Origin of the sequence: Salsuginibacillus halophilus (assembly GCF_003014715.1) — a bacterium.
Lineage (GTDB): Bacteria > Bacillota > Bacilli > Bacillales > Marinococcaceae > Salsuginibacillus > Salsuginibacillus halophilus.
Genome location: NZ_PYAV01000002.1, coordinates 239,980 through 261,280, shown reverse-complemented (window position 1 = coordinate 261,280; position 21,301 = coordinate 239,980). Strand labels below are relative to the sequence as shown.

Here is a 21,301-nt window from a genome sequence, read left to right as displayed (position 1 = left end):
GCCAGGAGCATCGCTGGGTAGCTACGTGCGGCCGGGATAAGTGCTGAAAGCATCTAAGCATGAAGCCCCCCTCGAGATGAAATTTCCCATCACGTCAAGTGAGTAAGATCCCTCGAAGATGACGAGGTTGATAGGTCGGAAGTGGACGTGTGGCGACACATGGAGCTGACCGATACTAATCGATCGAGGGCTTATCCTATAGACACAATTACGAACCAAGACGCAGATCATTGTGGAAGCAGTTGTCGGTTATCCAGTTTTGAGCGAACGACGCTCAATCAGCTTGGTGATGACGGCGAAGAGGTCACACCCGTTCCCATGCCGAACACGGAAGTTAAGTTCTTCAGCGCCGATGGTAATGAAGGGGCAACCCTTTGTGAGCGTAGGACGTCGCCAAGCAAACCAACCCTCCGGCTAACGAGCTGGAGGGTTTTTTATAGTGAGGCGCGTAGTAAAACCCCTATGTCTTTAGGCTAGGAAATGTAACCATATACATATACACTTTTGCGTTAAAATAACTGCGTACATATTGCTCTTTGAAACTGAAGATAAGAGGTTGTGACAAGAAAAACGCTTGTCACCGTCAGGACAAAGGTTAGAACCTGCTAAATAAAGTTTGTAAGTCTTGATGCGTACTTTGTGCTTCAAATAAATAATTTCATTTCTGTCATTGAATATAAGCCGTATGTGGCAGTGCGGGGAGTATCAATTTGACAACGTCGTAATTGACATTTATAATAATCTTGAATTAAAGATATTTTGATACTACAAAGGATGTTGTTTATGTCTTCACCTGAACCCTCATCATTAAAACTTTGGATTGTTTTGTCACGTGCTCATCAAAGCGTACTAGATGAAGTAAAGCAGGATATCAAACATCATAATATGAACTTAACTGAGTTTGCCGTAATGGAGCTTTTACATCATAAAGGTCCTCAGCAAATTCAGCATATCGGTGCAAAGATATTAATCTCCAGCGGTAGTATAACGTACGTTGTAGATAAGCTTGAAAAGAAAGGTTGGCTGTACCGCAAACCATGTGATTCAGACCGTCGCGTTATTTATACCCACATTACAGATGAAGGTGCGAGGGTCATAGACGAAATGTTTCCCGAGCATGAAAAGCGTATTGAGGAGATCTTTTCGGCTCTATCTTCCGAAGAACAAGAACATCTCTATTCTTTATTAAAGAAAGTAGGTTTTTCATTAACACAAAGTTTAGAGTGAGGCTCAGGTGGGAATAGGTTATGTAGCAAAGATGCTTGACACTTCGTCAAGTATTTGTATTTGCCAAATATCTTTAATTCAAGAAAGATGAATTCAGTGTAAAGGATGGGGTTTAGATTATGAGTGCACCAAAAATTGCAGTGATTTATTACAGTTCAACAGGTACAAATTATGAATTGGCAAAGTGGGCTGAAGCAGGCGCAAAAGAAGCTGGAGCAGAGGTGAAACTGCTGCGTGTTGCTGAAACAGCACCGGATGAAGCCATCGAGGGCAACCCGGCGTGGAAAGCTCATCTTGAGGAAACAGCTTCTGTCCCAACGGTGACACTTGATGATTTAGAATGGGCTGACGGATTTATTTTTAGTGTACCAACACGCTTTGGAAACGTTCCAGCCCAAGTTAAGCAGTTTCTTGATACAACCGGAGGACTTTGGTTTGAAGGAAAACTTGCCAATAAAGTTGTAAGTGCTATGTCTTCTGCTATGAACTCACATGGTGGGCAGGAGCAGACAATTCATGCGATTTATACAACGATGATGCACTGGGGTGCAATCATTGCGCCTACAGGATATACAGATCAATCAATCTTTGCTGCAGGGGGGAACCCTTACGGAACATCTGTGACAGTCAGCCAAGATGGTGAAATGCAGGAGGATGTTCAAGAAGCGGTGAAGCATCAAGCACGTCGTACATCGCAAGTAACAAGCTGGGTCAAAACTGGAATAGAGAACGCGTAACAATTGACTGCCGGAAGATTTTATCTTCCGGCAGTTTAACGTTTTGCACGTGGTTGATCGAGAAGAGAAAAATCTGTAATAATCCAACTGCCAAGTAAGATAAATAAAACAGTACTAGGCCACAAACTTTCTGGATATTCTATAACAAAAGATGTAACGATGAGCCCGAAGTTAGATGTCCAAATACCATAAACAACTGCTTTTGAAATAAAACGGAAAAACAAAAAATAAGCGGCGATAGACACAGCAAAGATGACAATTGCACTCGCTGTAATTGGCGCTGTTATTGTTGCTTGCATGTTTATATTGATACTAAGAAAAATTAAGGCTGCACATAGGACGATAAATAATACGAAGCGGTCAAGCATTTTAAGGTGCCTCCCCTTATCAAGTACTATCGTTATCCTAAGTGCACAGTTATTGTTGGGTCAAGCAGAAAAAACCTGAAAGCTGATTTTACATGCTTTCAGGTTTTTTCTGATATTAAAATTTGCGCTGATATTGAGAGATTTCCCAATCATGAACTGTTGTGCGAAAGCTGTCCCATTCTTCGCGCTTCAATTTAAGATATTCATTAAAAATATGACTCCCTAAAATGTCTTCACCAAGGCCATTCGCTTCAAAAGCATCCACCGCTTTTTCCAAGCTTGTTGGAAGGTGATCAATATTTTTAGCGTTGATACTTGCGTCATCCATGCTGAAAATATCGTCAGTCACTTCTTCAGGTGCTGTTAAGCCATTTTCAATGCCATCGAGCCCTGCTGCAGCAATCATAGCAAATGCAAGATAGGGATTCGCTGATGGATCAGGGCAGCGGATTTCCACGCGGGTACCACCGCCGCGGGTGGCAGGAATCCGAATTAGTGCAGATCTGTTGGAAGCACTCCAAGCAATGTAGCAAGGCGCTTCATATCCTGGTACGAGTCTTTTGTAAGAATTCACAAGCGGGTTGGTGACAGCGGTAAAAGCGCCAACGTTATTCAAAAGACCAGCAATAAATTGATAAGCGGTTGTTGAAAGTTCTTTATCATCGGTCGTGCCATAAAAAGCATTACTTTCAGCTTCAGTATCGAACAAAGAAATATTTGTGTGCATACCGCTGCCATTAGCACCGCCAAATGGCTTTGGCATGAACGAAGCGTGATATCCGAAGGACTGTGCGACCGTTTTTACAACCCACTTGTAAGTTGTAGCTGCATCAGCGGAACTAAGTGCATCTTGAAATTTAAAGTTAATTTCGTGTTGTCCTGTTGCTACTTCATGATGTGAGGCTTCGATTGTGAAGCCCATCCGGCGAAGCGTCTGATAAATTTTTATCCGTACTTTTTCACCATCATCACGAGGGGAAGTTTCAAAGTACCCGCCTTGGTCTTGAGTTGTCATAATCGGCTCTCCATTGTTATCTGTTTCAAACAGGAAAAATTCTAATTCAGGCCCTACACTTATCGCATACCCAAGTTTAGCAGCGTAATCGGCTGTCCGCTTTAAAGCAAAACGAGGGTCACCTTCAAATGGCGTGCCATCTGGGTAAGTAATGAAACAAATAAATCTTGCTTGCGGGCAGTCGCTTTCCACTGTCCATGGAAGAACAGCAAATGTGTTTAAATCGGGCTGCAAATATAAATCAGACTGATTAATTGTTGAAAACCCATGAATGGAGGACCCGTCAAACATCATTTGTCCAGCTGCAGCATCTTCAAGCTGTTCGCTCGTAACTGTAACATTTTTTAATAGTCCTTCAATATCTACAAACTGCAGATGTAAAAGTTCAACATCATTTTTCTCTATGATCTCACGGATCGACTCCAAATTTGTGTTTGTGCTTGGTACGTAAGTTTTCAGCATCTCTCCCACATTCCTTTCATCTATTTAATGTATACTAAGTTTAAAAAGTTCAGAAGATTTACTCAACAAAAGTGTGAAGATTTCTTACATAGTTTTTTAAAAGCGTAAACTTACAATAAAGAGGGTATATGAGGAAAGAAAACTTAAGGTATGGAATGTAAATTGATCCTTTATGAACAAAAAGGCGGTTTTTGTATGTCACGATGGTATCCGGTGTATGGGATCTGGGTTGGTTTAATTGTATCGACACTGTTTTTCCCATTTTTAGAAGATGGTTTCGTGAGTTGGGTACTGTTGTTGTTATTTTGGGTATTAACACCAATGTCGCTTTCTTTAGGCCAGGTGAGCAGCCGCTGGGGAGAAGAGCCGGTGATTTATCGGTGGATGTGGTATGCACACCCATTTATCGCAACAGCTGGAACCCTTTCGATTTATATGTCGCCGGGTACTGCTGCAGGCACTTTAGCGGTATTGTGGCTTTTGTTTACCGTTGGACTTGCGCTTTTCGGTTTATACCGCTGGCGGCGGCAGGATTGGTCTTTATTAGGGGAGTGGGCACTTGATGCAGGGTGGATTTATACAGTGATTGGCGGTGTGTGGTTAGTGTACCACCGGTTTGGTATGGAGTTTATACCATACGACGATTACACAATGCTTTTAACTGCGATTCATTACCATTACACCACTTTAATTGTTCTAATCAATGTTGCGATGGTCCACCGCGTTTGGCGGGGGGATTTTCCGTATCCGAAACTAATGAACGGTTTTTCCCTTGCGTTGATTGCCGGACCACCGCTTGTGGCTAGTGGTATTGCAATTCGAGGAGTTTGGGAACTTGTGTCTGTTGCGATTTACAGCTTTATGTTGTTTGTGCTTGCCTTAATGGTCGCAGCTTGTGCATTCCGGTTTGTTGCTGAAAAAACGGCTCGCCTTTTACTTTACGTTTCTGGTGTCAGCATTACGTTTACGTCTTTATTTACAACAATTTATGCAATGTCCAATGCGTTTTCATTGCAATGGCTTACTGTTAGTCATATGGTGCAGTATCACGGCATAACTAATACGTTTGGATTTGCGTTAGCAAGCTTTGTTGGTTGGCGGCTTGCAAAAGGTACGCGAGGGATTGCTATAAATCGTACAGAAAAAGAGGTGAATGCCCGTGGAAGGAAAAATTAAAAGTTTAAACACAGCGGGACGTTTAATTATTGAAGCGGGAGAGGACCATATTGCAGTACCGATTGAAATAAGTCCTCAAGGTGCAGAAGTTGGTCAAAAGGTCACGGTTCAATATGATCAAGGAACGATTGTTGCAGTTGACCTAATAGGTGTTACAGGGTCTGAGGCAGAAAATGCCCCAACAGAGCTGTCCAATAAAGAGCCTATGGCTACTGATGCAGTAGCAGATTGGAAGAAAGAACGGGAAACTTTTTTGGAAGAAGAAACCCCTTTTGATCGACGGAACCGAGGAGCTCCGCACACACGTGTGCCTCCTTTAGGACCTTGAAATTTTATGAACTGGGACGAGATGCATCTATACGCTTAGCTTGAAATCATGTATGATATGTAAGAAAGTGATTTGCATTCGCTGTCGAGTAAAGACAGCGGATGTTTTTTTCATGAAATTATGTATGTAAAGACGGGGGTTCTGCGGGTGAATTGGCAGACAAAAGATGAAAAACAATACGATATAAATATGCTGTTTGTCTTGTTTTTGTTCGCGGTAATTAGTTGTATTTCAATTTACTATGCACAACAGATGCCGCAATATGAGGGAAACTTTGTTGTAAATCAAGGGATTTACTTTGTACTTGCTTTCACGGTGATGTTCGTGTTAATTCATATTGATTACGAATATTATTTAACGCTCTCCTGGGCGTTTTACGGGGGCGGACTAGCGCTGCTTGTACTTCTTGAAATCATATCACCGAATGAACAATGGGCGCCGACACGAAATAATGCCGAACGCTGGTTTGAATTGCCGGTGATCGGTTCATTTCAGCCTTCAGAAGTTATGAAGGTTGCACTTATTTTAACTATGAGCACACTAGTATATAAACATAATCAAAAATTCACAAATAAAATCTTTAAAAATGACATTTGGCTGATCGCTAAGCTATTACTCGTTTTAATACCACCTGTTTTATTACTGCGGCTTCAGCCGGATATGGGCATGGTAATGATGAGTGCGGCTTTGTTTTTCTCCATTGTGATCGTTTCCGGCGTGTCTGTCTGGTTGAATGTGTTAATATTTGGCGTACCATTAAGTGTCGGGCTTTTGTTTTTGTTTGCATTTTTCCGCTTTCCTCACTTAGTGGAAAATTATATCTTCACTTATATGGCGGATTATCAAGTCTCACGGTTTTACGGCTGGTTAAACCCTATGGAATACACCGACGAAGGCTTTCAAACTGCGCGTGCGATTAGTGCGATAGGCTCTGGTCGGTTAACGGGTAGTGAAGGGACAACCGTTTATTTGCCTGAAGCTCATACAGATTTTATTTTCGCTGTGATTGGTGAGCAGTTTGGCTTTGTCGGTGCGGCAGTTGTCATGACCCTCTTTTTTATTCTTCTATATCAGATGATGGTCATTGCCTTAAAAGCGAATCACAGCTTTGGTGCTTATATTTGTGCTGGCTCTATTGGAATGCTGGCATTTCAAATCTTTCAAAACGTCGGTATGAATTTAGGGCTTCTGCCGGTCACCGGTTTCACACTTCCGCTCATTAGTTTCGGCGGTAGTTCACTGGTGACAACGATGGCTCTGCTTGGCATTATAATGTCTGTTAGGTATCATGCTCGGTCCTACTTTTTTGAGTCTTAGTTTTGCCCAGTTGCGGGTGGGTGGTTCAAAGTGCTTTTCATGTTTATCGTTTCCTAAAAACAGGGTAGATAACGAGTGGAAGACGTTTACATGAAAAGGAGTGGTTTCATGAAAGTACTCGTTGTTGGCGCCCACGGAAAAGTAGGTCGTCATATTGTAAGCCAGTTGAATCAGAGTGAAGGTCATGAAGTAACTGCGATGATCCGTGATGAAAGCCAAAAAGAAACGATAGAGGCATGGGGAGCGGATAACACCGTTATTGCAGATCTTGAAGGTGATATCTCCCACGCCTTTTCTGATAAAGATGCTGTTGTCTTTGCTGCTGGTTCCGGTCCGAGTACAGGTGGCGACAAGACATTATTAATTGACTTATGGGGCGCCCTTAAAACGATTGATGAGTCTGTAAAACAAGGCGTTAAACGCTTCGTTATGCTTAGCGCAATGCGTGCAGAAGACCCGGAAAGCGGTCCTGAAAAAATCCGTCATTATCTCGTTGCTAAAAAGCTTGCAGATGACCACTTAGCAGCAACAGGACTAGATTACACAATTGTACGCCCGGGACCGCTTACGAACGAAGAAGGTACAGGAAATGCGCGCATCGCTCCTCTCCTTCATGGTGTGGATGGTCAAATTACACGAGAGGACACCGCTCGTGTCATTGTTGAAACATTAGAAACGGAAAATACCATTGGAAAGACATTTGATGTTTTAAATGGTTCAGAAGATATAGAAACCGCCTTGAAAAATTTATAAGAAATATCCTTAAACAATCGGATGTTTGTCGTCCGGTTGGTTTTTCGTTATCCGATGGTGATAAATAGTAAATCAGCGTGTAGACAAACTTTCAAGAAAAGCTGAGGCTGACATCGGTTTGATCTACGCTGACGCTTGAAGTCACCGTGTCTTCTTAGCACCAGGCACGGCCTCAACTTCCTCGGCAGACCAGACAACCGCTGCCTGCGGAATTTTGGATCGCGCTGTTGCCTAGTGGCGTCGCCACCGATGCTCGTCAGCTTTGCGTCATTATGAATCAGTTTCATCACGATGTTTCATGAACGATCAAGCGTACCATACACTAAAGACAAATGTACAAGTGACCGAAACAAAAGACGGCGACTCCCAGAGGATTAAGCGCAGGCTGAAGACCCACTTGTTCGTATGTACTATTCGAACCAGTTAGCTGAAGCCAAGCCCTCGGGAAAGCGTCCGTCTGGCGTGAAGGTTACGTTCATAATTCGGTTTTGATCCGCTTCATGCAACAGCTCGAGGCTTGAGGCAGTAAGCTGTTCGTGAATGTTTGGTTTTGTACCTTGTCGACCGTCAGTCACGTTAGCGGCCTAGAAGGTAAGAGCTTCATTTATTAACGCATGAAAATCTGTTGGTAGTTGAGAAGGAGGGCTTTGTCGAATAATGTAGCGGCAATCCACATCGAAATATTCACACATGTCGATAAAAGCTTCGTGCTGTGTTGTTGAAGCTGACATGTGCGAAGCGATCAGCCAGCCTTGAACATCTTTATCAGCGTGTTTTAGCAGCGTTTCCCATTGCGGAAGGTTTGTTAGTGCCGGCTCCCAAACAAAGAACGTAGAAGGTGAAAAGAGTTGTCCGGTTAAAGCGAGCCGTATAGCTAATGACCCGCCCTGCCCGGCCCCGCTTAAAAGTACATGTTCAGGTGTGGTTTTTACAGGAGTTTGAAATGTGTGAAAGAGCTTTTCAGCTTCGAACACAGCTTGTTCTTCCCGTGCCCAGTGCAGTCCTAAATCACTTTGTTGTGAGGAGTTTGGAAAGCCTGCATAAACACGGTGTTGAAGGTGGTCGTTCATCCATGTTTTAGCGCAGCTCCGGGCTTCAGAATATTCTTTGTGGAACGTAAACATCAAAGTCAAACTTTTAGGATTGCCGGCTGTGATCAATTGCGGCTTTTGTTCTGCTCTTCTTGTGAACATAAAAAACCTCCCGCCCTGAAAAATTAACTTTACGTTCTTAGTTATGAACAAAGTTTTCTACAAACTTCGGTAAAATCCCTGCATCTTCATGACAAAATATGAAACAAACCGTGTGCAGCTTGCTTTTTAAGGGCATGGTATGAGAATCTATAAATGGATTTACATTAGAGGAGGTATGCAGGTGGATCGTAAAAAACGGCGGTTTATCATGCGTGTAAGCATATTATCGATTTTAGCTGTTGCTGTCGGTTATGTGTTTTATTCAAACTTTTTTCAAGCTGAAGCAACTTCCATTAGTGAAGGAGAAGAAGCACCAAACTTTGCGCTCCATAATATGGAGGGTGAGCGTGTGGAACTGGCAGATTACGAAGGTCAAGGCGTGTTTTTAAACTTCTGGGGAACATTTTGTCCGCCATGTGAAAGAGAAATGCCTTACATGGAAAATCAATATCAAGCCTATCAAGACGAAGGAGTGGAGATTCTCGCAGTAAACGTTGGAGAATCACGCCTTACAATTGATCGTTTTGTTGACCGTCATAACTTAACTTTTCCGGTGTTGATGGATGAAGGTGAAGATGTCAAAGATCATTATGGCATTCGTCCACTGCCGACAACATTTTTGATTAATGAAGATCAAGAAGTTGAAAGAATAATTACCGGAGGCATGACAGAAGATCATATTGAAGGGTACATGGAAGAGATTAAGCCTTCACAATAATTTACTGGCCTGACCTGATTAAAAGTCATGGGTACACGTATTGAACAGGAGTGGATTTATGACGACACACCATGAAGATGAGGAAAGTCCAAAGCCCCCTGATGTACCCTTGCGCGCTGTATGGTACAGCTTCGGATTCTTTTTTATCATAGGACTTTTGTTCATGCTGCTTATTCATCAAGGTGATGTTTTATTATACATCCGCGGGTGGTTTTCGCTGGGTACAGCGTTGAGTGAGACTGCAGCAGGTGCCGGGATCGGTTTGATTGCAGCAGTTGTAGCTTACGGACTTCAAAGACTTTTTGCAATTGAATTCCCGGATAATGAACAGACGCGTATACTGATCAGCTTAATGCATAAACGTGGCGGTATAGCAACAATAGCTTTTGGGCCAGGTATTACTGAAGAAATCTTGTTTCGTGGTATGCTCCTCGGGTCGCTTTTATTTGTATTACCGGCCTGGGCAGCTTTAGGAATTAGTTCATTATTGTTCTTTATGTTACACATCCCTCAGTATAAGGGGAGCTTGTGGATGCATGCTTCTGTTTTGTGCATGGGCTTTCTCCTTGGCCTTCTCTTTTTATGGACCGAAAATTTATGGATGCCAATCGCTGCCCATGTCGTTTACAACGGCAGCGTTGCACTATTGCTTTTAAAAAAATTGAACACTGATTTGGAAGTGTAAAAGTCTGCAACAATTGCAGGCTTTTTTAATATGTTGTCATATGATAAACTTTTAGTCATATAATTCATACTAAAAATATAAGAATAAGGTGATTTCATGTGGCGAAATATGTTTAAGCTTGCAGCTGTCGTTCTCATGTTCAGTTTATGGGCTACACCTCATGAAGTAGAAGCGCATGCTCATATTGATGAAACATTCCCGGAAGACGGTAGTGTACAGATCGAGGAAGTGACGAAGTTGAAGTTAACCTTTGATTCAGGAATCGAGTCACATACAACGGCTGAAGTAACAAATGACGAGGGAGCACAAGTAAAGTTAACCGAGCAAACGGTAAATTCTCCTGTTTATAAAGCAATTTTTGAAGAGCCGCTTTCTGATGGCACATACAACGTAACGTGGCAGGCATTGGCAGAGGATGGTCATATGACAGAGGGACATTTTCAATTTGAAGTAGATCTAGATGAAGTAGAGATAGAAACAAACGATGAAGAGGCGGCCACGGACGAAAAAGAGCAAGCTGAGCGTGAAGAGGAGCCTGACATTCAGGAAGAAGGCGAGGATACCGCGAGAGTTTCTATTGATAAAGAAGAGGCAGAGGAAGAAGTTGAAAGCTCTGCTTTGTATCAGCAGCCTTGGTTGTGGATAATCTTAAGTACGGCTTTGGTGGTGGCTGCTATAATTTTCTTTATCCTCTTAAAACGGAAGCGTTCATCATGGCGGTAATTGATGCGTTTTTATTTATTGCACTAGCGCTTATCGTAGGTATAGTAATTTTGCGTCACGTACCACCAAAAGCCCGGCCGGACTTAAGTATACCGAGGTGGTTTATACCTCTTCTATTTGTATGTGTAACGGCTTTAGCGGCCGTCCCTTATCTACAGCAAGTCCTTTCGATTGTAAATATGTTTAATGCACCGGTTGTTTCCACCGCCTTTACCGTTTTGATTGACTACAGAAGTGGTCAAGGGTTGTTAGCTGTTTTTGCAGGCATGATCCTGTATTTAATAAGTCGTCTATTGCTTCGAAGCTGGTGCCTTGGGATATTGCAGACGATAGCACTCGTTTTTGTAATATTTGGTGTGGCTTGGATGTCTCATGCGGCGTCACTTGACCGTTTTGGTGGGTTCATTGCTGATGCTCTGCATTTAAGTGGTGCCTCTGTGTGGGCTGGCGTGGTTTTTGTAGGGGCATTTTTCTTTAGCGGCGAGAAAGGGTGGAGAGCATTTGCTTTATGGTTTCATTATGTCGCTTTAGGTGCGGTCCTAAGCTTATTGGTGACTGGTTTGATTTTAATGCAGTATATCGTGCCCGAATATCAAAACAGCTGGCTTCTACCGTATGGGCAGCTTTTATTAATTAAACATTTACTGTTTTTACCTTTAATCTTCTATGGATTTTTCCACGGGTTTTTATTGAAACAAAAGTGGAAAAAGGACCCTGGTTTTGTTCCACGACGAAGTTTTCAACTTGAAGCTGTTCTACTTTTTGTTGTTTTTTTCGTAACTGGCATCATGGCAGAACAAACCCCGCCACACGAAGTTGTTCAAACGATACAGTTCGAAGCTCCGGCTTTGTTTGCTACGATGTGGATCGGCGATGCGATTCTACCAGGTTCTTATGTAGCATGGGAGGTTACGATGCTTGCGGTGTTATTTATCGTTGCTTGTTTTGGTGTATCACTCCTTATGTTTTGGTCGCTTTATCAATCACGGTTGAAAATAGCGCCGCTTTTATTTTCTGCAATGATCGTTATTTCCGGATACGGTGCAGTAATTACTGGCGCATCGACAGTGGAAGGAAGTGGAGCTGAGGAGATGTTTTCGACCGTATCAGAAGCTGTGAAAAAACCGTTTCCCAAAACTACAGAAGTGGAGTTGTTACAAGTTAAGCCGTACGGCGAAAATTACAAAGCCGCAATTTATACTTTGGACGGTGAATCTTTAATTGCTGAATTATTTTTAGAAACAGAAGAAGCTTATATGAGACTGCCGGATGCCCGTCTTACGATTGGTGGCACACCAGTTGAACACAGTGATACAAAAATTCGAACATTCTTAATCGAGGATGGCGTTTGGCAGCAGACAGGAGCAAATTATACGTACATCACGCTAGGCTATATACAAGAGCCTGAAAATACAGCAGAAGTTCATGTTTTTTATGAAGATGAGCGGCATGAAGTGGAGATGAAGAATAACAGCTTCTTCACCTATGCTACTTCAGAAAATCGGTGGAACGAAAATCACCCATTTGAATTTTATAATGCACAAGGAGAAGAGATTGGAGGTTATATGCGGACGATGATGGAAGAAGGGGCTTTTTGTCATTAAGAAAAAGCACCGATTAAAGATGAAAAGTTAACCTCAGCCTTCTCTAAAAGCGGTGTTACGCGCGTTGAGAAGGCTGATTGGTTACAAATAAGTTTGCACGTCGGTTAAAGCCCCGTTTTCAGGTGGTGATTCAATGAGACGAAGTAGTGCTTTTGCCACGGTTTCAGGCGCGAGCAGCTGGTTATTTTCTTTATAAGCCCGGAATTGATCAACATGAGCAAATGTGTCTTCAGAATGCGATCGGATGTGTGACTGCATATCGGTATCAACAATGCCGGGGGCAAATGCTGTGAAATAAACCGGATGTTCATTTTCTTTTTGTTCAAGGCCAGCTGTTTTAGTATACATATCTACTGCAGCTTTGGCGGCACAGTAGCTGCTCCAAGAAGTAATCGGTTGTTTACCAGCTCCTGAAGAAACATTAATGACCATTTTAAAAGCATCCACAGCTTGCAGGGCTTGAGTGAAACGGTTGGCAAGTAGCAAAGGTGCTTCGACGTTGACTCTCAAACTATGTTGGATCTCATTGCTCTCTGCTTGGCCGGCTGGGGCTACAGGGCTGACCATACCGGCATTGTTAATGAGCACCCACGTGTCGCCGGATGCGGGAAGATGTGTGTGAAAGATATCAGCAAGGGTTTTATCGGCAGATTCAGCATTCGTTAAGTCACAACTGTAATGAATAACCTCTGCACCCTGCGTGCGTGCTTTTTCCCAAGCGATGTCGTTTTGTGAGCGGCTGATAGCGTGAATGATCGTGTTCTCTCCGGCAGCAGCTTGTGTAACGGCCGCACCGATTCCACGTGAAGCTCCAGTAACAATCACATGTTTCATTGTGTAACCCCCTTGAAAAATTCGTACGGACTTGGACTGTTTCACCAACTGTGTACCCAAAGAATATCCTAAGCTAAACAAAAGGCTCAAGCACCTTCTTGGTGACGCTTGAGCTCTTCTCCAGCACGTTCTCTTTCTTCTTCAGAGATGATATAGTAATACGTGCCATTTTGATATTCGTTTTCGCCTCTAAGCTCGAAAGTTTCAATGTTACCTGCAGCCGAACGGTGGTGATTAAACACACCTTGCATTTCATCAAAGGTCATATTTGTTTCAATGTTGTCACCTAAGATTTCGATAATGCTGCCGGCTTGAAATAGAGATTGCAGCGACATACCTTCTTCGATTAACGCTTCCATAACTTGGTGCTGTCGTTCATTACGGCCTAAATCACCGCGAGGGTCTTCCTTACGCATGCGCACGTAATGCAACGCACGCTCGCCATCTAGCTCAATCAAACCTTCATCATAATCGTAGGTTTGGTCATTCACTTCGTCAGACTCTGAAAATGCAAAATCGTTGTTTACTTCAATCGGTCCAATTTCATCAACAATCTCTCGGAAACCATTCATATTTGCCTTAATCGTAAAGTCGAATTCATGGTCTAAATAATTCTCCACCGTTGTTTGTAATCCATTGATTCCTTCGGTAGCGTACGTGTGGTTGATCTTTTGACCACGGAGGCTGTCCACCACAGCACTTTCTTCAATAAGTGTATCACGAGGAATATTAAACATTAATGTAGAATCTGTTTTTGGGTTCACAGAAACAGCCATAATGACATCAGCACGGCCTGGATCATTCGGGCGGTCCCCGATACCGGTTAGCAAAAATGTTACAGGTTCTTCATCGAGCGCAAACTCGGATTGGTTATCACTTATGTCGTCGTCATTTTCCTCATTACGATTTGTATGATTGTTTTCACTATCAGGAAGCCCATTTTCTTCAAATTCGTCATCGTGTTCTTCAAAGGATGTATTCATTTCTTCAACTGTTGTTTCCGCCTGCTGGTATACATAATAACCGTAAGAAGTTCCGGCAGCTATTAGTAGCGTCAGGATAATCCCGATAATCAGCAGCGTACGTTTAAACCAAGTCATAAAGGGTTTGTCCCTCGCTTCCTCATATCAGTAAAACATTCGCATACTTTAATGTCCGTTGTAATTATAGCGGGAATTGTCAAAGGTGGTCAAATGATTCTGCAAGTTTGTCACGATAGTTACAATAATTGATGTTTGATTGCTTCTTAAACCGTGAAATTAATACTAGATGAGTGTGGGGGTGAAAAGTGTGGGGACGTTGTGGCATGAGTTTAAAGAAACATTATCGGCGGTATTGCCGGTAACAATCGTTGTCATACTGCTTCAGCTCATTTTTGTTTCAACAAACGTTATAGAGCTGTTACAACTTATAATCGGTGCAGTTATGACAATTGGTGGTCTTGCCCTTTTTATCGGTGGTGCTAAGCTTGGATTGTTACCAGTCGGTGAAAAGATTGGTTCGAGACTTCCGGAAAAAGTATCATTTTCATGGATTATCATGTCCGGATTTCTGTTAGGCTTTGTTGTAACGGTAGCTGAACCGGATGTTCGGATTTTAGCTAGTCAAATTGACGATGCAGGCGAACAGTTTGTTTCAGAAGGCCTACTAATTGCTTCAATAGCTCTTGGCGTAGGTGTGTTTGTTGCTTTAGCTTTTTTAAGGAAATTATTGCAGATCAAACTTGTATACATGCTTGTGCCCTCTTATATGCTTGTTTTTTTCGTCACATTATTTGTCCCTGAAGAATTTATAGCCATTGCCTTTGATGCTGGTGGTGTAACAACTGGACCTATCACTGTTCCGTTTATTCTTGCCTTAAGTATTGGTATATCAGCTGTTGTAAAAGGTGGAAACGAAGAAACATCTTCAGACAGCTTTGGATTGGTAGCAATGGCGTCGATTGGCCCGATTTTAGCGGTGCTAATTTTAGGGGTGTTGTTCTATGATTGATGAACTGATTTTAATGGAAGGGATGCTTGAAGAGCTTATTGAAGTTATTGGTGCACTGGCGCCACTGCTTGCACTGCTAGCTGTATTTCAAGTGTTCTTAATCCAATTATCATGGCATGAAGTTTATAAAGCTTTGATCGGCATTGTGATGGCAGTTGTCGGCTTCACACTCTTTCTTCAAGGGGTGTACATTGCTTTCATGCCAGCGGGACAGGAGATTGGTGCGGCCATCGTTGAGCATCCAGAGAGCTGGCTTTTAGTACCTATTGGTTTTGTTCTCGGCGCAGTGGCCACTTCAGCTGAACCAGCTGTTCGTGTTTTAACATATGAAGTAGAAGAAGAATCAAATGGAGCGATACGTAAAAGTATTTTGTTGTTAACTTTAGCGCTTGGCGTAGGTGTGTTTGTCGCTGTTGCTATGATTCGGATTTTGATCGGTTTTCCTTTATGGTGGGTGCTTGTTCCAGCTTATGGGATTGCCTTAATTGTTGCATTTTTTGCTGATCAGCGTTTTGTGTCTATCGCTTTTGATTCGGGTGGTGTTGCAACAGGACCAATGACTGTGACGTTTATTTTGGCTATGGCTATTAGTGTAGCAGGTACGTTAGAAGGAAGAGACCCTTTTATGGAAGGATTCGGACTTGTAGCACTTGTTGCTTTAGCACCTATTTTATCTGTTTTAATCCTAGGCATGATCTTTCGCTTTAAAGAAAAACCAGAATGAAAGGGGTCATGAAGATGGGAATCGATCCGTCTGTTGATCTAATGGTAACAATTGTTCCAAAAGGGAAAGCTGCAAAATTAGTAAAGGCAGCGAAAGAACATGGCGCAGAAGGTGCGACAATATTTTCAGGTCGTGGTACTGGCATTCATGAACAAAAAAAACTTTTTGGTGTAGAAGTTCAGCCGGAAAAGGAAATTATTTTTATCTTAGCTCCAGAAGAAAAGGTGGAGTCAATCCGTGATGCTTTGCGACGTGAAGGTAATCTAGATGAGCCGGGGACAGGGATAGGATTTGTCGTGGATACAAAATATTTGTTTGGCATCAATCATGAAATTAGCAGCGGTTCTTCAGAAGATAAAGAATGAAAAGACGTGCCTGCAGTATTGATGAATACTGTGAACGACTTCCGGAGCAATATGACGTAGGGTATTGGTGTTTCGTATGTTAAAGAGCCCCTTTTTTGCGTTGTGGGGCTCTTTTTCGTAATTATTGCTGATGGTAAATGTCATCCTGCTTCTTTGTGAGTTGTTTCATAATCAATATGAGGAAAATCCCGGATATGATAAGGGCGCCGCGTGAAATTGAAGACGTTTGGATTTCAAGAATTGCTGTCCCGACGGTTTCTGCTTCCTCCGTATAGGTCAGTGGATTAATGATGAGAAAGTGTGAAATAAACATAATTGCAAAATAAGAAGCAAATGAAATCCACCAAATATAAAGCTTACCTGTCCTGCTTTTCACACTGCTTGTCTTATGCTCGACTGCTTCTTTATAATGGTTTTTGTACATATGCAGCATCGAGATGAACGGAAGAACAAAGTTCACAAATGGAAGAAAATAAAATGTTACTGCCCAATTGGCCGGATAAATGATACCTGGTATTTGTAAGGCTTTCGCATTTTTATGTATCCGATGCAGCCATACGAGAAAAGCAATGCCGGCTACAGTGAAAACAAACGTAGCTAACCCTTGAGTAAGAAATGCAAAAAGAAGCCACGGGTCATTTGTCTCAGCGTACACGGTTTCGATTGGTGTTGAACTGTCATAGCTTGTATACACTGACCATTCGTACATGCCTGCTGCGATTGCTGCAGCTGAAGTAAGGATTGTAAGAATGATAAAAATAGACGCTGTGATCATTCGTTTACGCCCACTTTGGTAGGTCGTATTTGTTTTATCATCCAAGTTAGTAGACCTCCTCGCGCAATAAATTCACTTGTTTTATCTTACGCCCGGGTCGTCTCGCTTGTAAATAGTATTCAAAATCATTCACATTCTTGTTAGAGGAGGGAACGTTTTGCCATACCGCTATAGATCAGACCGGCCGGGCATTGTATTTGTACTAGCTACAATAATTATTTTAAGTGTTTCAATCTGGGGACTATTTTTCCCTGGAAATATGGAAGCAGTCACAAGTGATATGCTTACAATTTTTCTTGACAGCTTCGGTTGGTTTTACGTACTAGCTGTTTCATTTTTTCTAGCTTTTTGCTTATTTCTAGGGTTTGGACCGTACCGACATATGAAGCTCGGCAAACCGAAAGATGAACCGGAATATTCATTTTATACTTGGATAGGTATGTTATTTGCAGCTGGAATGGGGGTAGGCCTCGTATTTTGGGGTGTAGCCGAACCGATGGCACATTACGTTAATCCTCCGCCCAATGTAGATGTAGAAGGTGGAACACAGGCGGCCGCAGAAACCGGGTTACTATATGGTATTTTTCACTGGGGAATGCATCCGTGGTCGGTTTACGCGATCGTGGCACTTGCTTTAGCATTCGCAAAATACCGCAAAAACTTACCGGGCCTTGTGAGCTCTGCATTCTACCCCATTTTAAAAGACAGGGTTGCTGGTCCGATCGGTAAAGGGATTGATCTGCTTGCGACGGTAGGTACAACTGTCGGCATTGCAACATCACTTGGTTTAAGTACCCTGCAGGTAAGCGGCGGTCTTGAAGAAGTTGCCGGGATTGGAAATACGACCCAGTTGCAGTTAATCATTATTGGCGGCGTAACTGTTATTTTCTTGATTTCTGTTGTCTCTGGCATCAACCGCGGGATGCGGTATTTGAGTATTGTCAATTTAACGTTAATGGCGGCGCTACTCGTTGCAGTCGTCAGTTTTGGGCCAACGTTGTTTATTTTTGAGCACTTCACAAAGACATTTGGTGATTATGTGAGCAGTGCGGTGCAGCTAAGCTTTGATACGACACCTTATTCAGATAATGAGTGGATGGGTGAATGGACGTTTTTCTACTGGGCATGGATCATTTCCTGGAGTCCATTTGTAGGTACGTTTATCGCTCGAGTGTCTCGTGGGCGGACGCTGCAGCAGTTTATGATCGGTGTGTTATTTGTCCCTACGCTTGTTAGTGTGTTTTGGTTTGCAGCGTTTGGCGGCACCGGACTGCACATGGAGCTGTTTCAAAACTTAGGACAAGCTGAAGCCGTGGCAGAAAAGCCGGAAAATGGACTGTTTTTAGTGTTGCAGCAGCTGCCGCTCGGCTTAATGTTAAGTATTGCGGCTTTGATTCTGATTTTAATTTTCTTTATCACCTCTGCGAACTCTGCAACGTTTGTTCTTGGTGTATTCACATCACAAGGAAGCTTAAGCCCGAAAACGCCAGTATTGATTACGTGGGGACTGCTCATTTCTACAGTGGCTGCATCACTTTTATTAAGCGGCGGGCTTGAAGGCTTGCAATCAACAGCCATTATGACAGCTTTACCATTCACACTATTAATAGTCACGATGTGTATCGCTGTATTTATGTCACTTCGATCAGAAGGGGCAGAAAAACACCGTGTTGAACCACCAAAAGATTGGTAAAAACTAACCCTGTGGATTAATCGGAGGGCTCAGCGTATAGACAAATTTTTGAAATGATCTATGGTTGACGTTGTTTTTCGGCGGACGCTTGCACCCGGAGGGCACAAGTACGACATCGGTTTGATCTGCGCTCACGCTTGAAGTCACCGTGTCTTCTTAGCCCCGTCACGGCCTCAACTACCTCGGCAGAAATTCACTGCCTGCAGGATTTTCGACTCGCGCTGTTTTTGGTGACGTCGCCGGCGGCGCTCGCCAGCCTTTTGTCGTTTGAAGGTCATCAATTGTAAAGATCCTTTGATCAAGCGATGTCTACTAATTGTTAATTTCATCATGACGTTTTATACGCAATAAAAAGAAGATGATCCATCAATATAATAGTGACCGAAACAAAAGACGGCGACTCCAGGAGGAGCAAGCGCAGGCTGAAGATCCACTTGTTCGAATAATTTCCATTCGAACAAGTTAGCTGAAGCCAAGCCCTCGGGAAAGCGTCCGTCTGAAGTGAAGGTTACTTTAATTATTCGGATTTTAGTCTTTAATAGGGCAGTCCGCGGAACCCGGAGCAATAAGCTGTACTTGAATTTTAGGTTTCGTACTTTGTCACAAGTTTGACCCTGTCGATATCATCGGCAGGGTTATTTTGTTTCGGTAATCGAAAAAAGTGGAATGCAAGCATTATATCCATAATGAAAGAAAGGAATGTTGAACAGTGAAACAAATATATGTAAATGGTCAGTTTCAAAACGCTACAACAGATGAAAAAATCCAGGTTGTGAACCCAGCAACAGAAGAGTTTATCTCTGAAGTACCTAAAGCTGGAGAGCAGGATGTAAATCAAGCAATTTCAGCTGCAAAACAAGTGCAGTCTTCCTGGGAGAAAAAACCGCCGGTTGAACGGGCCGAATATGCACTGTCGATCAGCCGTTCAATTAAAAATCATAAACAAACATTGCAGGAACTGCTAATGCAGGAGCAGGGGAAAACAGAAAGTATGGCAGAAGCCGAGCTCGATATGACGATTGATTACTTCTCGTATATGGCTGGTTTTGCCCGGCATTTAGAGGGTGATGTTATCCCGAGTGACCGACCAAATGAAACAATGATGCTCATAAAGAAGCCGATTGGTATTGTTGGTGGTGTCGTGCCTTGGAACTTCCCGTTAATGGTGCTTGCACGTAAAGCGGCGCCAGCTATTGTTACTGGCTGCCCGGTTATTATCAAACCGAGTCAAGAAACCCCGCTGACAGCTTTGAAACTAGCTGAAATCATTCATGATGAAGTTGAGTTACCAGCCGGAACATTTCAAGTAATTACCGGTTCAGGGTCCTCTGTCGGTACTCCGCTTGCAAGTCATCCTGATGTAGCAATGATTTCATTAACAGGTAGTTTTGCAGCAGGGTCTAAAGTGATGGAAGCAGCAGCCAAGCATGTCATCAAAGTGAATTTAGAGCTGGGCGGAAAAGCGCCGGCGATTGTATCTGATGAAGCGGATCTTGATTTAGCAGTGGAAAAGGTAATTGCTTCAAGAGTTGTAAACAGCGGCCAAGTATGTACGAACGCAGAGCGTGTTTATGTACATGAAAATGTAGCAGAGCCGTTTATTCAAAAGTTAACCGAAAAAATGAGCAAAGTAAGTTATGGAAATCCTTTAGCAGAAACAGGTCTTGATATGGGGCCTCTCATTAACAAGGAACAGCTAGATAGTGTAGAGCAAGCAGTGAACCAGGCAGTGGAAGCTGGTGCTAAAGTCGAAACAGGTGGTCAAAAAGGTGAGGCCTCAACTGGTTATTACTATGAGCCGACGGTGCTTACCAACCTTGAAGAAGGAATGGATATATTAGCGTCAGAAATCTTCGGACCAGTGCTTCCGGTAGATACGTATCAAGATTTCGATGAAGTCATCCGCCGTGCTAATGCATCAGATTACGGACTATCTTCATCGATCTTTACAAAGAATTACAACGAAGTGATGCGGGCAGTAAATGAATTAAAATTTGGTGAAGTGTTTGTTAACCGCGAGCATTTTGAAGCGCTCCAAGGGTTCCATGCAGGCTGGCGTAAATCCGGGATCGGCGGGGCAGACGGTAAATATGGAATTGAAGAATTTCTTGGCACAACTGTTGCTTATATGGAGTACAGCACAAAATAACATTAGGATTAAACGAAGACAAAGATGGCCGCAGGGCATGCAGCCGCCTCAGACTGTTGACAAAGGACAAAACCAAACATTCACGGACAGCTTACTGCCTCAAGCATCGAGCTGTTGCATGAAGCGGATAAAAATCGAATCATGACCGTAACCTTCACGCCAGACGGACGCTTTCCCAAGGGGGTGCCTTCAGCTAACTTGTTCGATTTGATTGCCAATCGAACAAGTGGATCTTCAGCCTGCGCTTGATCCTCTCGGAGTCGTCGTCTTTCGTTTCGGTCGCTTATTAATTTAAAGATCAGCAAGCATTTCCAATGTTTATTGTTTGTTTTACCGTTTTTTAAGCGTCATGATGAAATTGACTCATATAGATATTGCTTGATCAAAGGCATCTCTACAATTCATGACCATTAAATTACGCAAGACTGGCGAGCATCGGCGGCGACGCTACCAAGAACAGCGC

Annotated in this window: 21 protein-coding genes and 2 rRNA genes; 17 read left to right on the top strand and 6 right to left on the bottom strand. The window is 42.9% G+C overall.

Annotated features, from left to right (window positions below):
* The 4 genes from B0H94_RS02795 to wrbA all read left to right on the top strand — a co-directional run.
* Window positions 1-199 (top strand): 23S ribosomal RNA (locus tag B0H94_RS02795); the annotation flags it as partial.
* Window positions 200-282: 83 nt separating this feature from the next.
* Window positions 283-399 (top strand): 5S ribosomal RNA (gene rrf, locus B0H94_RS02790).
* 384 nt (window positions 400-783) lie between these two features.
* Entirely contained in the window at window positions 784-1,227 is a 444-nt protein-coding gene (locus B0H94_RS02785; protein WP_106587716.1) for a MarR family winged helix-turn-helix transcriptional regulator, read from the top strand.
* Between the two features lie 119 nt (window positions 1,228-1,346).
* Window positions 1,347-1,964, top strand: a complete 618-nt coding sequence (wrbA, locus tag B0H94_RS02780; RefSeq protein ID WP_106587715.1) for an NAD(P)H:quinone oxidoreductase — start codon at window positions 1,347-1,349, stop codon at window positions 1,962-1,964.
* Between the two features lie 35 nt (window positions 1,965-1,999).
* Here wrbA and B0H94_RS02775 read toward each other — a convergent pair whose 3' ends face one another.
* Both B0H94_RS02775 and glnA read right to left on the bottom strand, forming a co-directional pair.
* Entirely contained in the window at window positions 2,000-2,332 is a 333-nt protein-coding gene (locus B0H94_RS02775; protein ID WP_106587714.1) for a hypothetical protein, read from the bottom strand.
* A 115-nt stretch (window positions 2,333-2,447) separates the two neighbouring features.
* On the bottom strand, window positions 2,448-3,809 hold the full coding sequence (gene glnA / locus B0H94_RS02770; protein ID WP_106587713.1) for a type I glutamate--ammonia ligase: 1,362 nt from the start codon (window positions 3,807-3,809) through the stop codon (window positions 2,448-2,450).
* 195 nt (window positions 3,810-4,004) lie between these two features.
* Here glnA and B0H94_RS02765 point away from each other — a divergent pair, with 195 nt between their 5' ends.
* The 4 genes from B0H94_RS02765 (at window position 4,005) to B0H94_RS02750 (ending at window position 7,383) form a co-directional block, all read left to right on the top strand.
* Window positions 4,005-4,985, top strand: coding sequence for a YndJ family transporter (locus tag B0H94_RS02765; protein WP_181315224.1), 981 nt, complete (start codon window positions 4,005-4,007; stop codon window positions 4,983-4,985).
* Window positions 4,969-5,313, top strand: coding sequence for a hypothetical protein (locus B0H94_RS02760; protein ID WP_106587711.1), 345 nt, complete (start codon window positions 4,969-4,971; stop codon window positions 5,311-5,313). Before B0H94_RS02765 ends, B0H94_RS02760 begins: the two co-directional genes overlap by 17 nt.
* A gap of 147 nt (window positions 5,314-5,460) precedes the next feature.
* The gene (locus tag B0H94_RS02755) at window positions 5,461-6,630 is read left to right on the top strand and encodes an FtsW/RodA/SpoVE family cell cycle protein (RefSeq protein WP_181315223.1); all 1,170 of its coding nucleotides are present in this window, start codon (window positions 5,461-5,463) and stop codon (window positions 6,628-6,630) included.
* 108 nt (window positions 6,631-6,738) lie between these two features.
* Entirely contained in the window at window positions 6,739-7,383 is a 645-nt protein-coding gene (locus B0H94_RS02750) for an SDR family oxidoreductase (protein ID WP_106587709.1), read from the top strand.
* 584 nt (window positions 7,384-7,967) lie between these two features.
* On the opposite strand, the gene B0H94_RS02745 is transcribed toward B0H94_RS02750, so the two are convergent.
* A complete protein-coding gene (locus B0H94_RS02745; protein WP_106587708.1) occupies window positions 7,968-8,576 on the bottom strand; it encodes a hypothetical protein in 609 nt (202 codons plus the stop codon).
* A gap of 181 nt (window positions 8,577-8,757) precedes the next feature.
* Here B0H94_RS02745 and resA point away from each other — a divergent pair, with 181 nt between their 5' ends.
* The 4 genes from resA to B0H94_RS02725 all read left to right on the top strand — a co-directional run bounded on the left by resA (window position 8,758) and on the right by B0H94_RS02725 (window position 12,306).
* Complete coding sequence (gene resA, locus B0H94_RS02740; RefSeq protein WP_282432527.1) at window positions 8,758-9,294, top strand: thiol-disulfide oxidoreductase ResA; 537 nt, start codon at window positions 8,758-8,760, stop codon at window positions 9,292-9,294.
* Window positions 9,295-9,352: 58 nt separating this feature from the next.
* The gene (locus B0H94_RS02735; RefSeq protein ID WP_106587706.1) at window positions 9,353-9,979 is read left to right on the top strand and encodes a CPBP family intramembrane glutamic endopeptidase; all 627 of its coding nucleotides are present in this window, start codon (window positions 9,353-9,355) and stop codon (window positions 9,977-9,979) included.
* Window positions 9,980-10,075: 96 nt separating this feature from the next.
* Window positions 10,076-10,702 carry a copper resistance CopC family protein gene (locus tag B0H94_RS02730; RefSeq protein WP_106587705.1) on the top strand — a complete coding sequence of 209 codons (627 nt, stop codon included), beginning with the start codon at window positions 10,076-10,078 and terminating at the stop codon, window positions 10,700-10,702.
* Window positions 10,693-12,306, top strand: coding sequence for a copper resistance D family protein (locus tag B0H94_RS02725; RefSeq protein WP_106587704.1), 1,614 nt, complete (start codon window positions 10,693-10,695; stop codon window positions 12,304-12,306). Before B0H94_RS02730 ends, B0H94_RS02725 begins: the two co-directional genes overlap by 10 nt.
* A gap of 81 nt (window positions 12,307-12,387) precedes the next feature.
* On the opposite strand, the gene B0H94_RS02720 is transcribed toward B0H94_RS02725, so the two are convergent.
* Together B0H94_RS02720 and B0H94_RS02715 are read right to left on the bottom strand one after the other, a co-directional pair.
* Entirely contained in the window at window positions 12,388-13,140 is a 753-nt protein-coding gene (locus tag B0H94_RS02720; protein ID WP_106587703.1) for a (S)-benzoin forming benzil reductase, read from the bottom strand.
* Between the two features lie 86 nt (window positions 13,141-13,226).
* Window positions 13,227-14,240, bottom strand: a complete 1,014-nt coding sequence (locus B0H94_RS02715; protein ID WP_106587702.1) for an LCP family glycopolymer transferase — start codon at window positions 14,238-14,240, stop codon at window positions 13,227-13,229.
* Between the two features lie 190 nt (window positions 14,241-14,430).
* Here B0H94_RS02715 and B0H94_RS02710 point away from each other — a divergent pair, with 190 nt between their 5' ends.
* The 3 genes from B0H94_RS02710 to B0H94_RS02700 are packed head-to-tail and all read left to right on the top strand — an operon-like array spanning window position 14,431 to window position 16,221.
* On the top strand, window positions 14,431-15,132 hold the full coding sequence (locus B0H94_RS02710; RefSeq protein ID WP_245893878.1) for a DUF1538 domain-containing protein: 702 nt from the start codon (window positions 14,431-14,433) through the stop codon (window positions 15,130-15,132).
* Window positions 15,125-15,856: a DUF1538 domain-containing protein gene (locus B0H94_RS02705; RefSeq protein WP_106587700.1), complete on the top strand. Its 732-nt coding sequence runs from the start codon at window positions 15,125-15,127 to the stop codon at window positions 15,854-15,856. Before B0H94_RS02710 ends, B0H94_RS02705 begins: the two co-directional genes overlap by 8 nt.
* Window positions 15,857-15,870: 14 nt before the next feature.
* Entirely contained in the window at window positions 15,871-16,221 is a 351-nt protein-coding gene (locus B0H94_RS02700) for a P-II family nitrogen regulator (protein ID WP_106587699.1), read from the top strand.
* 121 nt (window positions 16,222-16,342) lie between these two features.
* On the opposite strand, the gene B0H94_RS02695 is transcribed toward B0H94_RS02700, so the two are convergent.
* Window positions 16,343-17,041 carry a DUF4328 domain-containing protein gene (locus B0H94_RS02695; RefSeq protein WP_106587698.1) on the bottom strand — a complete coding sequence of 233 codons (699 nt, stop codon included), beginning with the start codon at window positions 17,039-17,041 and terminating at the stop codon, window positions 16,343-16,345.
* Window positions 17,042-17,153: 112 nt separating this feature from the next.
* Here B0H94_RS02695 and B0H94_RS02690 point away from each other — a divergent pair, with 112 nt between their 5' ends.
* Window positions 17,154-18,689, top strand: a complete 1,536-nt coding sequence (locus tag B0H94_RS02690; protein ID WP_106587697.1) for a BCCT family transporter — start codon at window positions 17,154-17,156, stop codon at window positions 18,687-18,689.
* A gap of 709 nt (window positions 18,690-19,398) precedes the next feature.
* On the top strand, window positions 19,399-20,838 hold the full coding sequence (gene aldA / locus B0H94_RS02685) for an aldehyde dehydrogenase (RefSeq protein ID WP_106587696.1): 1,440 nt from the start codon (window positions 19,399-19,401) through the stop codon (window positions 20,836-20,838).
* Window positions 20,839-21,301: the final 463 nt, after the last annotated feature.